The organism is Citrobacter sp. RHB25-C09, from assembly GCF_013836145.1.
GTDB lineage: Bacteria > Pseudomonadota > Gammaproteobacteria > Enterobacterales > Enterobacteriaceae > Citrobacter_A.
This window is the reverse complement of record NZ_CP057483.1, coordinates 2541385-2558563: the sequence shown is the minus strand read 5'-3', so window position 1 is coordinate 2558563 and position 17179 is coordinate 2541385. Positions and strand designations below refer to the sequence as shown.

Sequence of the window (17179 nt, the reverse complement as noted above, 5' to 3'; positions counted from 1 at the left end):
TCCCGCTTCGTATTCAGGAGAAGACAGAATGAAAATTGCACTGATGATGGAAAACAGCCAGGCAGGGAAAAACGCCATCATTCATAAAGAACTAAAAGCGGTAGCGGATGAGAAGGGGTTCCCGGTTTTTAACGTAGGTATGTGTGATGAAAATGACCACCACCTGACTTATATCCATCTTGGCATCATGGCCAGCATTCTGCTGAATGCGAAGGCAGTAGACTTCGTGGTAACGGGTTGTGGTACCGGGCAGGGCGCGCTGATGTCTCTGAACATTCATCCAGGTGTCGTGTGCGGATATTGCATTGACCCGGCAGATGCCTTCCTGTTTGCACAGATCAACAATGGTAATGCTCTGTCGCTGCCGTTTGCGAAAGGTTTTGGCTGGGGAGCCGAACTGAATGTGCGCTTTATCTTTGAAAAGGCCTTCACTGGCCGCAACGGCGAAGGATATCCACCAGAGCGTAAAGAACCTCAGGTACGCAACGCGGGTATTCTGAACCAGGTGAAAGCCGCAGTCGTCAAAGAAAACTACCTCGATACGCTGCGTGCAATTGATCCCGAGCTGGTGAAAACCGCCGTCTCTGGTCCGCGCTTCCAGCAGTGCTTCTTTGAGAACGGCCAGGACAAAGAGATAGAAGCTTTTGTTCGCGAGATCCTCGCGTAATTAGCGATACGTGACCGGATAACGTTGCACTTATTCGGCCTGCGATTCATGCGCGGCTATCGTTTTTGCGCATGAATCGTTACTATGGCGGCCTTTCAACTTTCTCTGGAGTGCCTTTTATGTCACAACCGTTGAATGCCGATCAGGAACTGGTTTCTGATGTGGTTGCCTGCCAACTGGTCATTAAGCAAATTCTTGACGTGCTGGATGTCATCGCCCCCGTCGAAGTACGCGAAAAAATGACCAGCCAATTGAAGAATATCGATTTTTCGACGCACCCTGCGGCCGCCGACCCGGTAACCCTGCGTGCGATTCAAAAAGCCATTGCGCTAATTGAACTTAAATTCACCCCGCAGGGCGAAGCACATTAATTGGTGCCTTGCCGGATACCGCCTCTGCCAGCAGGTATCCGGCAGCCGCATTAATGGTGCTGAAAGTTGACGACGTTAAGAACATGCTGGTCGGTCTGAGCCATACACAGTCCGGCGCGTTTTGCGTTGCGAACTTCTTCAAGGATAGTCTGAAGAAGGAGTCCATCTTGCTGCTGCTCTTTTTCCAGATCGTGGAGAAAATCGAGAGTAGAAGCATCGTTCATCGCCTTAGCTTCATCAGCCAGACGTGACAGCTTACTGGAGCGTTGCATGTAGTCATCAAGGGTTTTCTGGAATAACTCTTCCAGGGAATTCAAATTATCTTCCGGGACGTCAATGGCTTTCACCACCGGGTTTGCTCCTGCCTTTTTCATGTAATTAAACATGCGCATCATTTGTGTGACATTGTTCTGAGCCTGAGCGCGGAGGAATGTCGCGGTGCCCATCAGGCGATGATCTGAACACCATTCGCTAAGATGGAGGTAGAGATTGGAGGCATAAAACTCAAGATTCATTTGCGTATTGAGTTTGTTAACGATTCCAACGGCTGCCATATCAATATCCTTATTTTCCTTTGAGAGGGATGTACCGAAAAAACAGCACAACTTACTAACAGCAGAATAAGTCTAATCTGCTGGTCCATTATGTGATCAAAGAGTCAATTCTTCAGTCGATCAAAATAATCATACATTCTGCTTTCCAATAAGAAAATCCTTAGTTTGCTATATTTATACTTTTTTACATATTGGCACGAGAATTATCCTGGATGCAATAATGTATAAATAATGTGAATGAATCTATAACATTGATATAGTGGCATAAAATGAAATTGTTGATATTTGAAATGATGTTTCAAATCACAAAGACAGGCAGCCAGACATGCTAATATCGGATTTTTATCAATATTCACAAAATTAGCCCGAATAATTGACCGCTGAAAAGATCACGATCGGAAATAGGTTCTGATGTTTTTTTCGGCTTTTCGGAAATGCTTATTAATATTCAGATTTAAGCGAATGATTAATACGCCTTTTTTCGATGTTTCAATTTGTATCTAATAAGGAAATGTAAATGAAGAAGGTTGCTGTGTTACTGGCTCCAGGTTTCGAAGAGGCGGAGGCGATTGTTACTATTGATATTTTGCGCCGTTTACAAATTGAGGTTGAAACCCTGGCCTGCGCCGAATCGCGCGCCGTTGTCAGTTATCATGACGTAGCCATGGTGGCGGATCACACCCTGATGGGTAAATTCGACACGTTGTATGACGCGATCGTTCTACCTGGCGGCCCACAGGGAAGCATGAATCTGGCGGCAAATCCCCAGATTATTGAATTTGTTGCCCGACATGACGACGCAGGAAAATGGCTTTGCCCTATTTGTTCAGCGGCAGCTCGCGTGTTAGGGGGCAATGGACTCCTGAAAGGGCGACGTTACGTCTGTTCAGGCGATCTCTACGAAACCGTCAGCGACGGTGTCTATGTTGATGCGCCAGTGGTCGAAGATGGCAACTTGCTGAGCGGTAAAGGATTGGGACACATTTTTGATTTTGCCCTCACGCTATCGGCGCGCTTGTTAGGAGATGACGCGCCCGTTCGCGATCACGCCGAGCATATTTATTATCCCTGGTAAACCGCAATTCCCTGAACGCAAAACCATACCCTGAATAACACAAGTTGCTGCTTGAAGCAGGATGGGTATGTTTTGCAACAAGGATTTGTGAGCTGATGTTATGGATAAATTTGCTACGACCATTTTTATTTGTCGGACAAATTAGCTATTTCTTATGTCATTTTCCGCTGAATTTATGTACGCAATTACTGTAATTCTGCGGTGTGATGCCGCTCTCCTATGGAGAATCAATTTCCCGCTACAACTACTCCAGCACTGACATTTATCTTGCAGGTAAATGGTAATGCCTTGTTTTCCGTCTGAATTACAAAGAATCGTTTGATTTGTCCCTACATAAAATGACGCTAAAGCTGGAGTTAACCATGCACAAATTCACTAAAGCGCTGGCAGCCATCGGTCTGGCTGCCGTTATGTCACAATCCGCTATCGCAGAAACGATAAAGCTGGGTTTTCTGGTGAAACAACCGGAAGAACCCTGGTTCCAGACTGAATGGAATTTCGCCGATAAAGCCGGGAAAGATCTGGGTTTTGAAGTCATTAAAATTGCCGTACCGGATGGCGAAAAAACGCTGAACGCCATCGACAGCCTGGCAGCCAGCGGTGCGAAAGGGTTTGTTATTTGTACTCCGGACCCGAAACTTGGCTCGGCGATTGTCGCCAAGGCGCGCGGCTATGACATGAAAGTCATTGCCGTAGACGACCAGTTTGTTAACGCCAAGGGCAAACCGATGGATACCGTTCCACTGGTCATGATGGCAGCCACCAAAATCGGCGAACGCCAGGGCCAGGAACTGTATAAAGAGATGCAAAAACGCGGTTGGGACGTGAAAGAGTCCGCCGTCATGGCGATCACCGCCAACGAACTGGATACCGCTCGTCGTCGTACTTCCGGCTCCATGGAAGCACTGAAAGCAGCAGGTTTCCCGGAAAAACAGATCTATCAGGTTCCTACCAAATCTAACGATATCCCCGGCGCATTTGACGCCGCGAACTCCATGCTGGTTCAGCATCCGGAAGTGAAACACTGGCTGATCGTCGGCATGAACGATAACACTGTTCTGGGCGGCGTGCGCGCAACCGAAGGTCAGGGCTTCAAAGCTGCGGATGTGATTGGTATTGGCATCAACGGCGTGGATGCCGTGAGTGAACTGTCAAAAGCGCAGGCGACCGGCTTCTATGGCTCACTGCTACCAAGCCCGGACGTACACGGTTATAAATCCAGCGAAATGCTCTTCAACTGGGTGACCAAAGGTGCAGAGCCACCGGCCTTCACCGAAGTGACCGACGTGGTGCTGATTACCCGTGACAACTTTAAAGAAGAGTTGGCGAAAAAAGGGTTAGGCGGCAAGTAAGCAACGCGCAGTGACATGCCCGGTAGCGCCATCGCGACCGGGCCTACGATTCCGGTTCACCGACCAGGTGTCGATTTGTAGGCCGGATAAGGTGTAGCCGCCATCCGGCAAAAGATGTAAACGAGGAGTCATCATGCAACAGCCTACCCCGTACCTCTCATTTCGCGGTATTGGCAAAACCTTCCCTGGCGTCAAGGCACTCACGGATATCAGTTTTGACTGTCATGCCGGTCAGGTGCATGCGCTGATGGGGGAAAACGGCGCCGGGAAATCAACACTTCTCAAAATTCTCAGTGGCAACTATGCGCCCACCACGGGAACTCTGGCGATTCGCGGACAGGAAATGTCATTCGCTGATACCACCGCCGCCCTGAATGCTGGGGTTGCCATTATTTATCAGGAGCTTCATCTCGTACCGGAAATGACCGTTGCCGAGAATATTTATCTTGGCCAATTGCCGCATAAAGGTGGGATTGTGAACCGGACGCTGCTGAATTACGAAGCCGGTTTGCAGTTAAAGCATCTGGGGATGGATATTGACCCGGATACGCCATTGAAATATCTCTCTATCGGTCAGTGGCAGATGGTGGAGATAGCGAAAGCGCTGGCGCGTAACGCCAAAATCATTGCCTTTGATGAGCCAACCAGTTCGCTCTCTGCCCGGGAGATCGAGAATTTGTTTCGCGTCATTCGTGAACTGCGTAAAGAAGGGCGCGTCATTCTCTATGTCTCACACCGCATGGAAGAAATCTTCGCCCTCAGCGATGCGATTACCGTGTTCAAAGACGGTCGCTACGTTACGACCTTCACCGATATGCAGCAGGTTAATCATGACGCGCTGGTGCAGGCCATGGTTGGACGCGATCTGGGTGATATCTACGGCTGGCAATCCCGTCCTTATGGCGCTGAACGCCTGCGTCTGCATGAGGTAAAAGCTGAAGGGGTGCGGACGCCCATCAGCCTTACTGTTCGCAGCGGTGAAATTGTCGGCTTGTTTGGTCTGGTCGGTGCCGGTCGCAGCGAGCTGATGAAAGGTCTGTTTGGTGGGACACGAATCAGCGCAGGGCAGATCTATATTGATGAAAAAGTGGTGGATATCCGCAAACCCGCCAACGCCATTGCCGCAGGGATGATGCTCTGTCCGGAAGACCGCAAAGCTGAGGGGATCATTCCGGTGCATTCGGTTCGTGACAACATCAATATCAGCGCGCGGCGTAAACATGTGCTGGGAGGCTGTCTCATCAATAACGGATGGGAGGAAACCAATGCCGATCACCATATTCGCGCGCTGAATATTAAAACCCCAGGCGCGGAACAACTGATTATGAATCTCTCTGGTGGGAACCAACAAAAGGCAATTCTTGGCCGCTGGTTATCGGAAGAAATGAAGGTCATTTTGCTCGACGAGCCGACGCGCGGTATTGACGTCGGTGCGAAGCACGAAATTTACAACGTTATCTATGCTCTGGCCTCGCGCGGTGTCGCCGTGCTGTTTGCCTCCAGTGACCTGCCGGAAGTGCTCGGGGTTGCCGACCGCATCGTGGTTATGCGGGAAGGGGAAATTGCCGGGGAATTACTTCACGAACAGGCGGATGAGCGGCAGGCTCTGAGCCTCGCTATGCCTAAAGTCAGCCAGGCTGTCGCATGAAAAAGGAGAGAAAGATGTCTTCCGTAACTACTTCCGGAACGGGCGCGGCGAAAACGCCCTCGTCGTTTAGCCTGGGTCGAATCTGGGATCAGTATGGCATGCTGGTGGTGTTCGCCGCGCTGTTCCTTGCTTGCGCCATTTTTGTGCCGAACTTCGCCACCTTCATCAACATGAAAGGTCTGGGGCTGGCGATATCAATGTCGGGCATGGTCGCCTGCGGGATGCTGTTCTGTCTGGCATCAGGTGACTTTGACCTTTCCGTGGCGTCCGTTATCGCCTGTGCCGGTGTGACCACGGCCGTGGTCATCAACATGACCGAAAGCCTGTGGATCGGCGTGGGGGCGGGTTTACTGCTGGGTGTACTTTGCGGACTGGTCAACGGCTTTGTCATTGCGCGGCTGAAGATCAACGCCCTGATCACCACACTGGCGACGATGCAAATCGTCCGTGGCCTTGCGTATATCATTTCCGACGGTAAAGCCGTGGGGATTGAAGACGAGCGCTTCTTTACCCTCGGCTACGCCAACTGGCTTGGCTTGCCTGCACCCATCTGGCTGACGGTCGGTTGCCTGATTATCTTCGGATTACTGCTCAACAAGACCACGTTCGGGCGTAATACCCTGGCGATTGGCGGTAACGAAGAGGCGGCGCGTCTGGCAGGGGTGCCTGTGGTACGTACTAAAATTATTATCTTTGTCCTCTCTGGCCTGGTTTCTGCAGCCGCAGGGATTATCCTTGCGTCACGTATGACCAGCGGACAACCGATGACGTCAATAGGCTATGAGTTGATTGTTATCTCAGCCTGCGTGTTAGGGGGCGTTTCCCTCAAAGGCGGCATCGGAAAAATCTCATATGTGGTGGCTGGGGTGCTCATCCTGGGAACCGTCGAGAATGCGATGAACCTGCTTAACATTTCCCCGTTTGCCCAGTACGTCGTACGCGGCTTAATCCTACTGGCTGCGGTGATCTTTGACCGTTACAAACAAAAAGCGAAGCGTACGGTTTAGGTCGATAAAACCACCCGATTCCGTCCTCACTCTCCCCGTTGCCAGCCGCTAATCCGGCTGGCAACTGTCATTGCAAATGGCGAGCAGAGTCACACTGTCTATACTTACCCTTGGCTATGCGGCGCGATCCGCGCGTTGCTGTAATACTGACAAGGAGAATAACCGGGTGACAGAACCGTTAACCGTAACCCCTGAAAAAAACGCCAACTATGCTTATTTCTTCGACCTGGATGGAACCCTTGCGGAGATAAAGCCGCATCCAGACCAGGTGGTTGTACCTCACTCAATCCTCCAGATGCTTCATGAGCTTGCTGAGTTAAACGCAGGGGCACTGGCATTGATTTCAGGGCGTTCAATGAACGAACTTGACGCGCTGGCGAAGCCTTACCGCTTTCCGCTGGCTGGCGTACATGGTGCCGAGCGCCGTGACATCAATGGTAAATCACACATTGTTCACCTTCCGGAAGCCGTAGAGCGCGATATCAGCGTGCAGTTGCATACTGCGGTTGCCAGACTTCCCGGCACAGAGCTGGAAGCGAAAGGGATGGCATTTGCCCTGCATTACCGTCAGGCGCCGGAACATGAAGCCGTACTACAGGCCATTGCCCAGCGCATTACGCAAACCTGGCCACAGCTCGCCCTGCAACAGGGTAAATGTGTGGTGGAAATCAAACCCAAAAACAGTAACAAAGGCGAGGCGATCGCCGCGTTTATGCAGGAAGCGCCATTTCGCGGACGTATTCCGGTATTTGTCGGCGACGATCTTACCGATGAGACGGGCTTTGCCGTAGTGAACCGCGCCAACGGAATTTCAATAAAAGTTGGGGAAGGGGAGACACAGGCGAAATGGCGTCTGACGGACGTATCGGACGTCTGGCATTGGCTGGAGTCTATTCACACTGCACAACAAAAAGAAAAAAACACGAATAACAGGAGAGATGGCTATGAGTCGTTTAGTCGTAGTATCTAATCGAATTGCACCCCCGGATAACAAAACCAGTGCGGGCGGCCTCGCGGTCGGCGTACTGGGGGCGCTGAAAGCGGCGGGCGGATTGTGGTTTGGTTGGAGTGGCGAATTGGGCAACGAGGATAAGCCATTAAAAAAGGTGTCACGGGGAAACATTACCTGGGCCTCTTTCAACCTGAGCGAGCAGGACCATGAGGAGTACTACAATCAGTTCTCCAATGCGGTATTGTGGCCAGCCTTTCATTACCGTCTCGATCTGGTTAACTTCCAGCGCAACGCCTGGGAGGGCTATCAGCGGGTCAATGCACTGCTGGCCGATAAGCTCCTGCCGCTGTTGAAAGAGGATGACATCCTGTGGATCCACGATTATCACCTGCTGCCTTTTGCCAGCGAACTGCGTAAGCGCGGCGTGAACAATCGCATTGGCTTCTTTCTGCACATTCCTTTCCCGACGCCGGAAATTTTCAACGCACTACCGCCAGCCGCCACGCTGCTGGAAGCGCTGTGCGACTATGATCTGTTAGGGTTTCAGACCGAAAACGATCGCCTCTCTTTCCTCGACAGTCTCTCTGGTCTGACGCGAGTCAATACCCAGAATTCGCGCAGCCATATGGCATGGGGTAAACCATTCCATACTGAAGTCTATCCTATTGGCATCGAACCCGACGAGATTGCGCAGCAGGCGTCAGGGCCACTGCCGCCGAAGCTGGCGCAGCTCAAAGCCGAGTTAAAGAACGTCAAAAATATCTTCTCCGTTGAGCGTCTGGACTACTCAAAAGGGCTTCCGGAGCGTTTTCAGGCCTATGAAGCGCTACTTGAGAATTATCCACAGCATCACGGGAAGATTCGCTATACGCAGATCGCGCCGACTTCACGGGGTGATGTGCAGGCGTACCAGGACATTCGGCATCAGTTGGAAACCGAAGCGGGACGTATTAACGGCAAATATGGTCAGTTAGGCTGGACGCCGCTGTTCTATCTGAATCAACACTTTGATCGCAAACTGTTGATGAAGGTGTTTCGCTATTCCGATGTGGGACTGGTGACGCCGCTCAGGGACGGGATGAATCTGGTGGCGAAGGAATTCGTCGCGGCGCAAGACCCGGCTAACCCCGGCGTTCTGGTGCTGTCGCAATTTGCTGGGGCAGCCAATGAGCTGACGTCCGCGCTGATCGTCAATCCTTACGATCGCGACGAAGTGGCTACCGCACTCAATCGCGCGTTGACCATGCCGCTGGCTGAACGCATTTCGCGTCATGCCGAAATGCTGGAGGTGATCGTTAAAAATGACATCAATTGCTGGCAGGAGCGTTTCATTAGCGATCTAAAGACGATAACGCCGCGAAGCGCGGAAAGCCAGCAGCAGACTAAAGTCGCGACGTTTCCAAAGTTGGCCTGATGCACTGGTGCGCATTTACGCGTCATCAAGTGGAACCAGCAGAACGTCTACCTGACTGGAATTGACCACGCTTTTCGCTGAACAGGAAGCTCGCGAAAAAAAACTGTGATTATGATTGCCGCAAACCACCAGATCCACGTCGTGTTTGCGGCAAACATCAAGAATATGCTCGCTTAACTCCCCGTAAGTAATGAAGGTTTGCGCAATCGGGTACCCTGCCTCGCTCCTCAGTTTTTCAAGAAACTCTGCCGTCTCTTCCTGCATCACTTCGCGTAAATCTGCCAGCATCGGTGCGGCGAACTGATTGTATAGTTCAGGATCGGATGCCAGTGTGATCAGGCTGATACGGGCATTAACAGGACGGGCAATGGAAACGGCTTTGGCCAGCAGTCGCTGACTTTCCGGTGTGACAGAAACGGCGACAAGAATGTGGGTGTAGCTCATAACTCGCTCCTTTATGCAAGAATATGAGGGGGTTCTTCAGCATTACTCCGATTTGCTCACAACTGCAATGCATCAACATGGCAATAATGTGAAGGTAATCATAATAATTCATTAAGTATTCTTATGATTGGAATAACGATATAAGCAAAAATCTAAACAAAATCGCCGTGGCGACGTGAAATGTCGTGACGATCAAAATGACGACTAAATATATTCAAAGAGAAAATAGATAACAATCAAATCATAGATTATATGGATAAGTAAAATTTATTCATTTATTATCTTTTTGATTTTAAAGAAAAAATAAAATAACATGTGTAAATGATAACGATTTGGAAATAAATTGATTTACAAGCGTTATTTTTGCTTTTGCGTCGTAATGTTTCAGTCTGTATCAGATGTTAAATTACAGCTAAAAAAATAAAAAGATCATCGTTTGAAGAAAAAACAGCCAAAATAACAGTGCAACTGATGGATTTATGTTAACGATTCAGTTAGTTTATGTGACGTGTGTCACATATTCCCTAAATGCGCGATGCTGCTTTGTTGTATGTCGCGGTAGTGACGAGTAAAGTTGCCTCGATTTAGGAAAAATCTTAGGCGCATGTAAGAAAACATTTGGATTCGTAAGCAAGTTGAGTTTTCGCGACTTGAACGCTGATGTCCAAACTCTAACGCCTGGGAATAACTATCTTCTTGTTTTTTTATTTTATTTACCGGGGATTCCCGGCGACATCACGGGGTGCGGTAAAACCGCACGAAATAAAGCTGGTTATTCTGGATTGGAATAATGCATACATCCGAGTTGCTGAAACACATTTATGACATCAATTTGTCATACTTATTACTTGCACAGCGCCTGATAGCTCAGGACAAAGCGTCCGCCATGTTTCGTCTCGGAATCAACGAAGAAATGGCCACTTCGTTGGGGACGCTGACCCTTCCACAAATGGTGAAGCTCGCGGAAACCAACCAACTGGTGTGCCACTTCCGTTTTGATAGCCATCAGACCATTACCCAACTGACACAGGATTCCCGTGTTGACGATCTTCAGCAGATCCACACCGGCATCATGCTGTCTACGCGTCTGTTAAACGATGCCAATCAGGACGATGAAACCTCACGTAAAAAAAGGGCCTGATGATGAGCGAAAAAAGCATAGTTCAGGAAGCGCGTGATATCCAGTTAGCCATGGAATTGATCACCCTGGGCGCTCGTTTGCAAATGCTGGAAAGCGAAACGCAGTTGAGCCGTGGGCGTCTCATCAAGTTATACAAAGAACTTCGCGGCAGTCCTCCGCCAAAAGGGATGCTTCCGTTTTCCACGGACTGGTTTATGACCTGGGAGCAGAATATCCATGCTTCCATGTTCTGTAATGCATGGCAGTTTTTGTTAAAAACAGGACTGTGTAACGGCGTTGACGCCGTCATTAAAGCGTATCGTCTTTATCTGGAGCAATGCCCGCAGGCAGAAACGGGGCCGTTGTTGGCGCTTACCCGCGCCTGGACATTGGTCCGTTTTGTTGAAAGCGGACTGCTTCAACTTTCGAGCTGTAACTGCTGCGGCGGGAACTTTATAACTCACGCGCACCAGCCTGTGGGCAGCTTTGCCTGCAGTTTATGTCAGCCGCCTTCCCGGGCGGTAAAAAGACGTAAACTTTCTCAGGATGCTGCCGATATTATTCCACAACTGCTGGATGAACAGATCGAACAGGCTGTTTAACCGAAACGGTGTGGACAAACACTCCAGCAGCGGTAAGCAATTACCGCTGCTTTTTTTTGCCTCATCGACGTGTTAATCCCCCCGACTGCGCATCCTGCCATAGTCAACAGCGGAAGGATGATGTCGTGCTTATCTTATTAGGTTACCTGGTAGTTATCGGTACAGTTTTCGGCGGTTTCATGATGACCGGCGGGCACCTTGGGGCACTCTATCAACCGGCTGAACTGGTTATTATCGGCGGCGCGGGGATAGGGGCGTTTATTGTCGGAAACAACGGCAAATCCATTAAAGGCACCATGAAGGCCATCCCGCGGTTATTCCGTCGCTCTAAATATACCAAAGCGATGTATATGGACCTGCTGGCGCTGCTCTATCGCCTGATGGCAAAGTCTCGTCAGCAGGGGATGTTCTCGCTAGAGCGCGATATTGAAAACCCGAAAGAGAGCGAAATTTTTGCCAGCTACCCGCGCATTATGGCGGATGCAATGATGCTCGATTTTATCGTCGACTATCTTCGCCTGATCATCAGCGGCAATATGAACACGTTCGAAATTGAAGCCCTGATGGACGAAGAGATCGAAACCCATGAAAGTGAGGCGGAAGTGCCTGCCAACAGCCTGGCCATGGTCGGTGATTCTCTGCCTGCGTTTGGTATCGTCGCTGCGGTAATGGGGGTGGTTCACGCGCTGGCTTCTGCCGACAGACCTGCCGCAGAGCTGGGGGCGCTGATCGCCCACGCGATGGTCGGGACATTCCTCGGTATTCTGCTGGCTTATGGTTTTATTACGCCACTCTCTTCCGTCTTGCGTCAGAAGAGTGCGGAAACCACTAAGATGATGCAGTGCGTGAAGGTAACCTTGCTCTCGAACCTGAACGGTTATGCGCCGCCGATTGCCGTCGAGTTTGGTCGTAAAACACTCTACTCCAGCGAACGTCCATCGTTTATTGAACTGGAAGAACACGTTCGTGCAGTGAAAAACCCGAACCATCAAACGACGACCGAGGACGCATGAAGAATCAGGCTCACCCGATTATTGTCGTTAAACGGCGCAAACATAAAGGTCACGGCGGCGGGGCGCACGGTTCGTGGAAGATTGCTTACGCCGACTTTATGACCGCAATGATGGCTTTTTTTCTGGTGATGTGGCTCATTTCCATCTCCAGCCCTAAAGAATTAATTCAAATTGCCGAATATTTCCGTACCCCGTTAGCGACGGCGGTAACGGGCGGTCAGCGGATTTCAAACAGCCAGAGCCCGATACCGGGGGGCGGTGATGACTTCACCCAACAGCAGGGCGAAGTGAATAAGCAACCCGATATTGATCAGCTTAAAAAGCGTATGGAACAAAATCGCCTGAGCAAACTGCGCGGCGATCTTGATCAACTGATTGAATCTGACCCTAAGCTGCGCGCGTTACGCCCGCATCTGAAGATTGACCTGGTGCAGGAAGGGCTGCGTATTCAGATCATCGACAGCCAGAACCGCCCCATGTTTAAAACCGGCAGTGCTGACGTCGAACCGTATATGCGCGACATTCTGCGCGCGATAGCGCCAGTGTTGAATGGCATTCCGAACCGCGTGAGTCTGTCGGGACACACCGATGATTTTCCTTATGCGAACGGGGAAAAAGGCTACAGCAACTGGGAACTCTCTGCGGAACGTGCGAACGCTTCGCGTCGCGAACTGGTCCAGGGCGGTCTGGATGACGGAAAAGTATTACGGGTGGTAGGCATGGCCGCCACGATGCGTCTGAGTGACCGAGGTCCTGATGACGCAATCAACCGCCGTATCAGTCTGTTGGTTCTGAACAAGCAGACGGAGCAGGCCATATTGCATGAAAACGCTGAAAGCCAGAACGAGCCAGTAAGTGTATTACAACAGCCAGAGGCGAGTCCGAAGGCTAGCGTTCCCACATCGCCACCAGCCAATCCGAGGTGATAGCGTGAGCATGGATATAAGCGATTTTTATCAGACATTTTTTGATGAAGCTGACGAACTGTTAGCTGACATGGAGCAGCATTTGCTGGATCTGGTGCCAGAAGCGCCAGACGCCGAGCAAATGAATGCCATTTTTCGTGCTGCGCACTCGATTAAAGGGGGCGCGGGTACGTTTGGATTTACCGTTTTGCAGGAAACCACGCATTTAATGGAAAACCTGCTGGATGACGCACGTCGTGGCGAGATGCAGCTCAACACTGACATTATCAACCTGTTTCTGGAAACAAAAGATATTATGCAGGATCAGCTCGATGCCTATAAAAGCTCGCAGGAGCCCGATGCCGCAAGCTTCGAATACATCTGCAATGCGTTACGCCAGTTAGCCCTTGAGGCAAAAGGCGAAACTGCGCCTGCAGTGGTCAAAAATGCCAAACTCAGCGTGGTAGACAGCGTATTGCCTGAAGAGGGTGTTGCCGAAGAAGCGAGCCTTTTGCGCGTTATCCTTTCCCGCCTGAAGCCGGGTGAAGTCGATCTGCTCGAAGAAGAGTTGGGCAATCTGGCCACCCTGACCGATGTGGTGAAAGGGACGGATTCACTTGCCGCTACGCTTGACGGTGGTATTGCCGAGGATGACGTGGTCGCTGTGCTTTGCTTTGTCATTGAAGCCGATCAGATTGCATTTGAAAAAGCGGCTAGCGCCCCGGTTGTGCAGGAACCGACCGCAGAGGTCGTTGCCGAACCGAAGCCGGCTGCCGCTGTACCTGCGGTAAAATCGACTGCCAGCGAAGCCCCGTCCGGGCGGGCGGACAAACCGGCGCGCGCCAGTGAGTCCACCAGCATTCGCGTGGCGGTCGAAAAGGTCGATCAGCTCATTAACCTGGTCGGCGAACTGGTGATTACCCAGTCCATGCTGGCCCAGCGTTCCAATGAACTCGACCCGGTAAATCATGGCGACTTGATTACCAGCATGGGTCAATTGCAGCGTAACGCCCGCGATTTGCAGGAATCGGTGATGTCGATTCGTATGATGCCGATGGAATACGTTTTCAGCCGCTTCCCGCGTCTGGTCCGTGACCTGGCGGGCAAGTTAGGTAAGCAGGTCGAACTGACGCTGGTGGGGAGTTCAACCGAACTCGACAAGAGCCTGATTGAACGCATTATCGATCCGTTAACGCACCTGGTGCGTAACAGTCTCGATCACGGCATTGAGTCGCCAGAAAAGCGTCTTGAATCCGGTAAAAATAGCGTCGGTAACCTGATCCTCTCTGCGGAGCATCAGGGTGGCAACATCTGTATTGAAGTGACCGATGACGGTGCGGGTCTGAATCGCGAACGTATCCTCGCAAAAGCGATGTCTCAGGGGATGGCGGTCAGTGAAAACATGACCGATGACGAAGTCGGAATGTTGATTTTTGCGCCGGGCTTCTCGACGGCGGAGCAGGTGACGGACGTTTCCGGACGCGGTGTCGGGATGGACGTGGTGAAACGTAACATCCAGGAGATGGGCGGCCACGTTGAGATCCAGTCCAAACAGGGTTCTGGCACAACCATCCGTATTTTACTGCCGTTGACGCTGGCGATCCTCGACGGGATGTCCGTTCGCGTTGCGGATGAAGTGTTTATCCTGCCGCTGAATGCGGTGATGGAATCGCTGCAACCGCGTGAAGACGATCTGCATCCACTGGCCGGCGGCGAACGCGTGCTGGAAGTGCGTGGGGAATATCTGCCGCTGGTTGAGCTGTGGAAAGTATTTGATGTCGAGGGGGCAAAAACTGAAGCCACTCAGGGCATTGTGGTGATTCTGCAAAGCGGCGGTCGTCGTTACGCGCTGCTGGTTGACCAACTGATAGGTCAGCACCAGGTGGTGGTTAAAAACCTGGAAAGCAACTACCGCAAAGTGCCGGGCATTTCTGCAGCCACGATTCTGGGCGACGGCAGCGTTGCGCTGATCGTCGACGTCTCCGCCCTGCAAGGTTTAAATCGCGAACAACGCATGGCGATCACCGCCGCCTGATTGAGTAAGAAGGATAAATTATGACCGGTATGACTAATGTAACGAAACTGGCTGGCGAGCCGTCAGGTCAGGAATTCCTGGTGTTTACACTGGGCGACGAAGAGTACGGTATCGACATTCTGAAAGTGCAGGAGATCCGTGGCTACGATCAGGTGACGCGTATCGCCAACACGCCTTCATTTATCAAAGGGGTAACCAACCTGCGCGGCGTCATCGTGCCGATTCTCGACCTGCGCGTTAAGTTCTGCCAGGGCGATGTCGACTATGACGACAACACCGTAGTGATTGTACTCAATCTGGGGCAACGTGTGGTGGGGATTGTTGTTGACGGCGTTTCTGACGTGCTGTCGCTAACCTCCGATCAGATCCGTCCAGCACCGGAATTTGCCGTAACGTTGTCTACCGAATACCTGACTGGTCTGGGTGCGCTGGGCGAGCGTATGTTGATCCTGGTGAACATCGAAAAACTGTTGAACAGTGATGAAATGGCGCTGCTGGATATTGCGGCGAACCATGTAGCGTAATGTAACGTGCGTCCGGCCTACGGTTGTTCGGTAGGCCGGATAAGGCGTTACGCCGCCATCCGGCAATTTCCACGTCTACGCTTCCACCTCTTGTGTAATCTCTTCTTGCTCGCTCTCTACCAACAATCCTTCGTCCTGTGCCAGCATTGCGGTGGCTATCCCATTTCCCAACACGTTGATTGCCGAACGCCCCATATCGAGAAAATGGTCAATTCCCATCAACAGCAGAATGCCGGCGACCGGAATGTTAAAACTCGGAATGGTCGCTGCCAGCACCACCAGCGCCGAACGGGGGACACCGGCAATCCCTTTTGAGGCCAGCATCAGCGTAAGCATCAGGACACCCGTCTCGGCAAATGACAGATGAATATTGTAGGCCTGCGCGATAAACATCGACGCAAATGAGCAGTACACCATTGAACCCACCAGATTAAACGAGTAGCCAATCGGCAGAACAAAAGAGACGATACTGCGCGAACAGCCAAATTTTTCCAGTTGTTCCAGGGTCTTCGGATAGGCGGCTTCAGAACTGCTGGTCGTAAAGGCTACCAGTACCGGATCTTTCAACATACTGACGAGACGGAATACCTCTTTTTTCAGTACCAGGTAGCCAGCCGCCAGCAGTACCAGGCAGGTCAGCAAGATCGCAGCGTAATAGCCGCCAATAAAGGAGGCGTAGTTCAGCAGAATACCCAACCCTTCAGTGGCGATCACCGATGAGATCGCGGCAAAAATGGCCAGCGGGGCCACATACATAACATAGCCGGTGACCTTCAGCATGATGTGGGAAACAACGTCCAGCGCCGCCACCAGCGGGGCGTTAAATTTCTCCCCCAGTGACGCGCCGCCAATACCGAAAAACAGCGAAAAGACGACAATCTGCAAAATTTCGTTATCGGCCATCGCCCCGGCAATGCTGGTAGGAATCGTATGTGACAGAAAACCTTTCAGGCTCATTCCACCCACGGCCAAACCGGTTTCCACCGCCTCCGTGGGGATCGTCAGATTTAAGCCGCTGCCGGGCTGTTCCAGACTCACTATCAAAAGCCCCACCAGAATTGACAGCACAGAAGAGCTGATGAACCACAGCATTGCTTTACCGCCCACGCGCCCAATGGTCGACGTCTCGCCCAGGCGCATAATACCGACCGTCAGGGTGCTGAACACTAACGGTGCAATCACCATCTTGATCAGACGTAAAAACATATCGGTGAACAGGGTAATGTTGCCGGACCAGGCGGTGATGACGTTTTCTGAAGCCCAGGTATGAATGACCGCACCTGAAGCAATACCTGCCAGCATAAAAATCACGATGAATATCGTGAGCTTACTTGAGTTTGCCACTAACAATCCCTCGGGCTGAATTCAATATTCTCTCTCAGCGATGCATATGATTTTCATATTATTTGACGCTGAATTATTTGTTTTACAAATGTACTGAATGCCACGAGGGTTACAACAATTTTTTATCTTTTATTCATTTAGTTGTGTTTTAT

Annotated in this window: 18 protein-coding genes; 14 read left to right on the top strand and 4 right to left on the bottom strand. The window is 51.1% G+C overall.

All coding sequences use genetic code 11. The features are described from left to right. The first annotated feature begins 28 nt into the window (after positions 1–28). Together HVY19_RS11890 and HVY19_RS11885 are read left to right on the top strand one after the other, a co-directional pair. The gene (locus tag HVY19_RS11890) at positions 29–667 is read left to right on the top strand and encodes an RpiB/LacA/LacB family sugar-phosphate isomerase (protein WP_181680802.1); all 639 of its coding nucleotides are present in this window, start codon (positions 29–31) and stop codon (positions 665–667) included. Between the two features lie 119 nt (positions 668–786). Continuing rightward, on the top strand, positions 787–1038 hold the full coding sequence (locus tag HVY19_RS11885; RefSeq protein WP_042318348.1) for a DUF2766 family protein: 252 nt from the start codon (positions 787–789) through the stop codon (positions 1036–1038). Between the two features lie 50 nt (positions 1039–1088). On the opposite strand, the gene HVY19_RS11880 is transcribed toward HVY19_RS11885, so the two are convergent. Then, positions 1089–1592: a non-heme ferritin-like protein gene (locus HVY19_RS11880; protein WP_181680801.1), complete on the bottom strand. Its 504-nt coding sequence runs from the start codon at positions 1590–1592 to the stop codon at positions 1089–1091. 517 nt (positions 1593–2109) lie between these two features. On the opposite strand from HVY19_RS11880, the gene HVY19_RS11875 reads away from it, so the two are divergent. After that, entirely contained in the window at positions 2110–2667 is a 558-nt protein-coding gene (locus tag HVY19_RS11875) for a DJ-1/PfpI family protein (RefSeq protein WP_181680800.1), read from the top strand. 362 nt (positions 2668–3029) lie between these two features. Continuing rightward, positions 3030–4019 (top strand): arabinose ABC transporter substrate-binding protein AraF, encoded by a 990-nt coding sequence (araF, locus tag HVY19_RS11870; RefSeq protein WP_181680799.1) that lies wholly within the window; start codon positions 3030–3032, stop codon positions 4017–4019. On the opposite strand, the gene HVY19_RS11865 is transcribed toward araF, so the two are convergent. Then, on the bottom strand, positions 4005–4154 hold the full coding sequence (locus tag HVY19_RS11865) for a hypothetical protein (RefSeq protein WP_181680798.1): 150 nt from the start codon (positions 4152–4154) through the stop codon (positions 4005–4007). The two genes, araF and HVY19_RS11865, sit on opposite strands and share 15 nt — an antisense overlap. On the opposite strand from HVY19_RS11865, the gene araG reads away from it, so the two are divergent. The 4 genes from araG (at position 4153) to otsA (ending at position 9040) form a co-directional block, all read left to right on the top strand. Then, positions 4153–5667, top strand: a complete 1515-nt coding sequence (gene araG, locus HVY19_RS11860) for an L-arabinose ABC transporter ATP-binding protein AraG (RefSeq protein ID WP_181680797.1) — start codon at positions 4153–4155, stop codon at positions 5665–5667. The genes HVY19_RS11865 and araG overlap by 2 nt on opposite strands. A 14-nt stretch (positions 5668–5681) precedes the next feature. Further along, positions 5682–6674 carry an arabinose ABC transporter permease AraH gene (gene araH, locus HVY19_RS11855; RefSeq protein ID WP_181680796.1) on the top strand — a complete coding sequence of 331 codons (993 nt, stop codon included), beginning with the start codon at positions 5682–5684 and terminating at the stop codon, positions 6672–6674. Between the two features lie 166 nt (positions 6675–6840). Continuing rightward, positions 6841–7644 carry a trehalose-phosphatase gene (gene otsB / locus HVY19_RS11850; RefSeq protein WP_181680795.1) on the top strand — a complete coding sequence of 268 codons (804 nt, stop codon included), beginning with the start codon at positions 6841–6843 and terminating at the stop codon, positions 7642–7644. Continuing rightward, positions 7619–9040 carry an alpha,alpha-trehalose-phosphate synthase gene (otsA, locus tag HVY19_RS11845; RefSeq protein ID WP_181680794.1) on the top strand — a complete coding sequence of 474 codons (1422 nt, stop codon included), beginning with the start codon at positions 7619–7621 and terminating at the stop codon, positions 9038–9040. The genes otsB and otsA overlap by 26 nt, the downstream gene beginning before the upstream one ends. A 15-nt stretch (positions 9041–9055) precedes the next feature. On the opposite strand, the gene uspC is transcribed toward otsA, so the two are convergent. Continuing rightward, a complete protein-coding gene (uspC, locus tag HVY19_RS11840) occupies positions 9056–9484 on the bottom strand; it encodes a universal stress protein UspC (RefSeq protein ID WP_181680793.1) in 429 nt (142 codons plus the stop codon). A 790-nt stretch (positions 9485–10274) separates the two neighbouring features. Here uspC and flhD point away from each other — a divergent pair. The 6 genes from flhD to cheW all read left to right on the top strand — a co-directional run bounded on the left by flhD (position 10275) and on the right by cheW (position 15683). Next, entirely contained in the window at positions 10275–10625 is a 351-nt protein-coding gene (gene flhD, locus HVY19_RS11835; protein ID WP_181680792.1) for a flagellar transcriptional regulator FlhD, read from the top strand. A 2-nt stretch (positions 10626–10627) separates the two neighbouring features. Then, positions 10628–11206 (top strand): flagellar transcriptional regulator FlhC, encoded by a 579-nt coding sequence (gene flhC, locus HVY19_RS11830; protein WP_181684274.1) that lies wholly within the window; start codon positions 10628–10630, stop codon positions 11204–11206. Positions 11207–11331: 125 nt separating this feature from the next. Next, complete coding sequence (gene motA / locus HVY19_RS11825) at positions 11332–12219, top strand: flagellar motor stator protein MotA (protein WP_181680791.1); 888 nt, start codon at positions 11332–11334, stop codon at positions 12217–12219. Further along, a complete protein-coding gene (gene motB, locus HVY19_RS11820; protein WP_181680790.1) occupies positions 12216–13145 on the top strand; it encodes a flagellar motor protein MotB in 930 nt (309 codons plus the stop codon). Before motA ends, motB begins: the two co-directional genes overlap by 4 nt. Before the next feature lie 4 nt (positions 13146–13149). Then, complete coding sequence (gene cheA, locus HVY19_RS11815; protein WP_181680789.1) at positions 13150–15159, top strand: chemotaxis protein CheA; 2010 nt, start codon at positions 13150–13152, stop codon at positions 15157–15159. 20 nt (positions 15160–15179) lie between these two features. Then, a complete protein-coding gene (cheW, locus tag HVY19_RS11810) occupies positions 15180–15683 on the top strand; it encodes a chemotaxis protein CheW (RefSeq protein ID WP_181680788.1) in 504 nt (167 codons plus the stop codon). A gap of 75 nt (positions 15684–15758) precedes the next feature. On the opposite strand, the gene HVY19_RS11805 is transcribed toward cheW, so the two are convergent. Continuing rightward, positions 15759–17027 (bottom strand): dicarboxylate/amino acid:cation symporter, encoded by a 1269-nt coding sequence (locus tag HVY19_RS11805; protein ID WP_181680787.1) that lies wholly within the window; start codon positions 17025–17027, stop codon positions 15759–15761. Between the last annotated feature and the right edge of the window lie 152 nt (positions 17028–17179).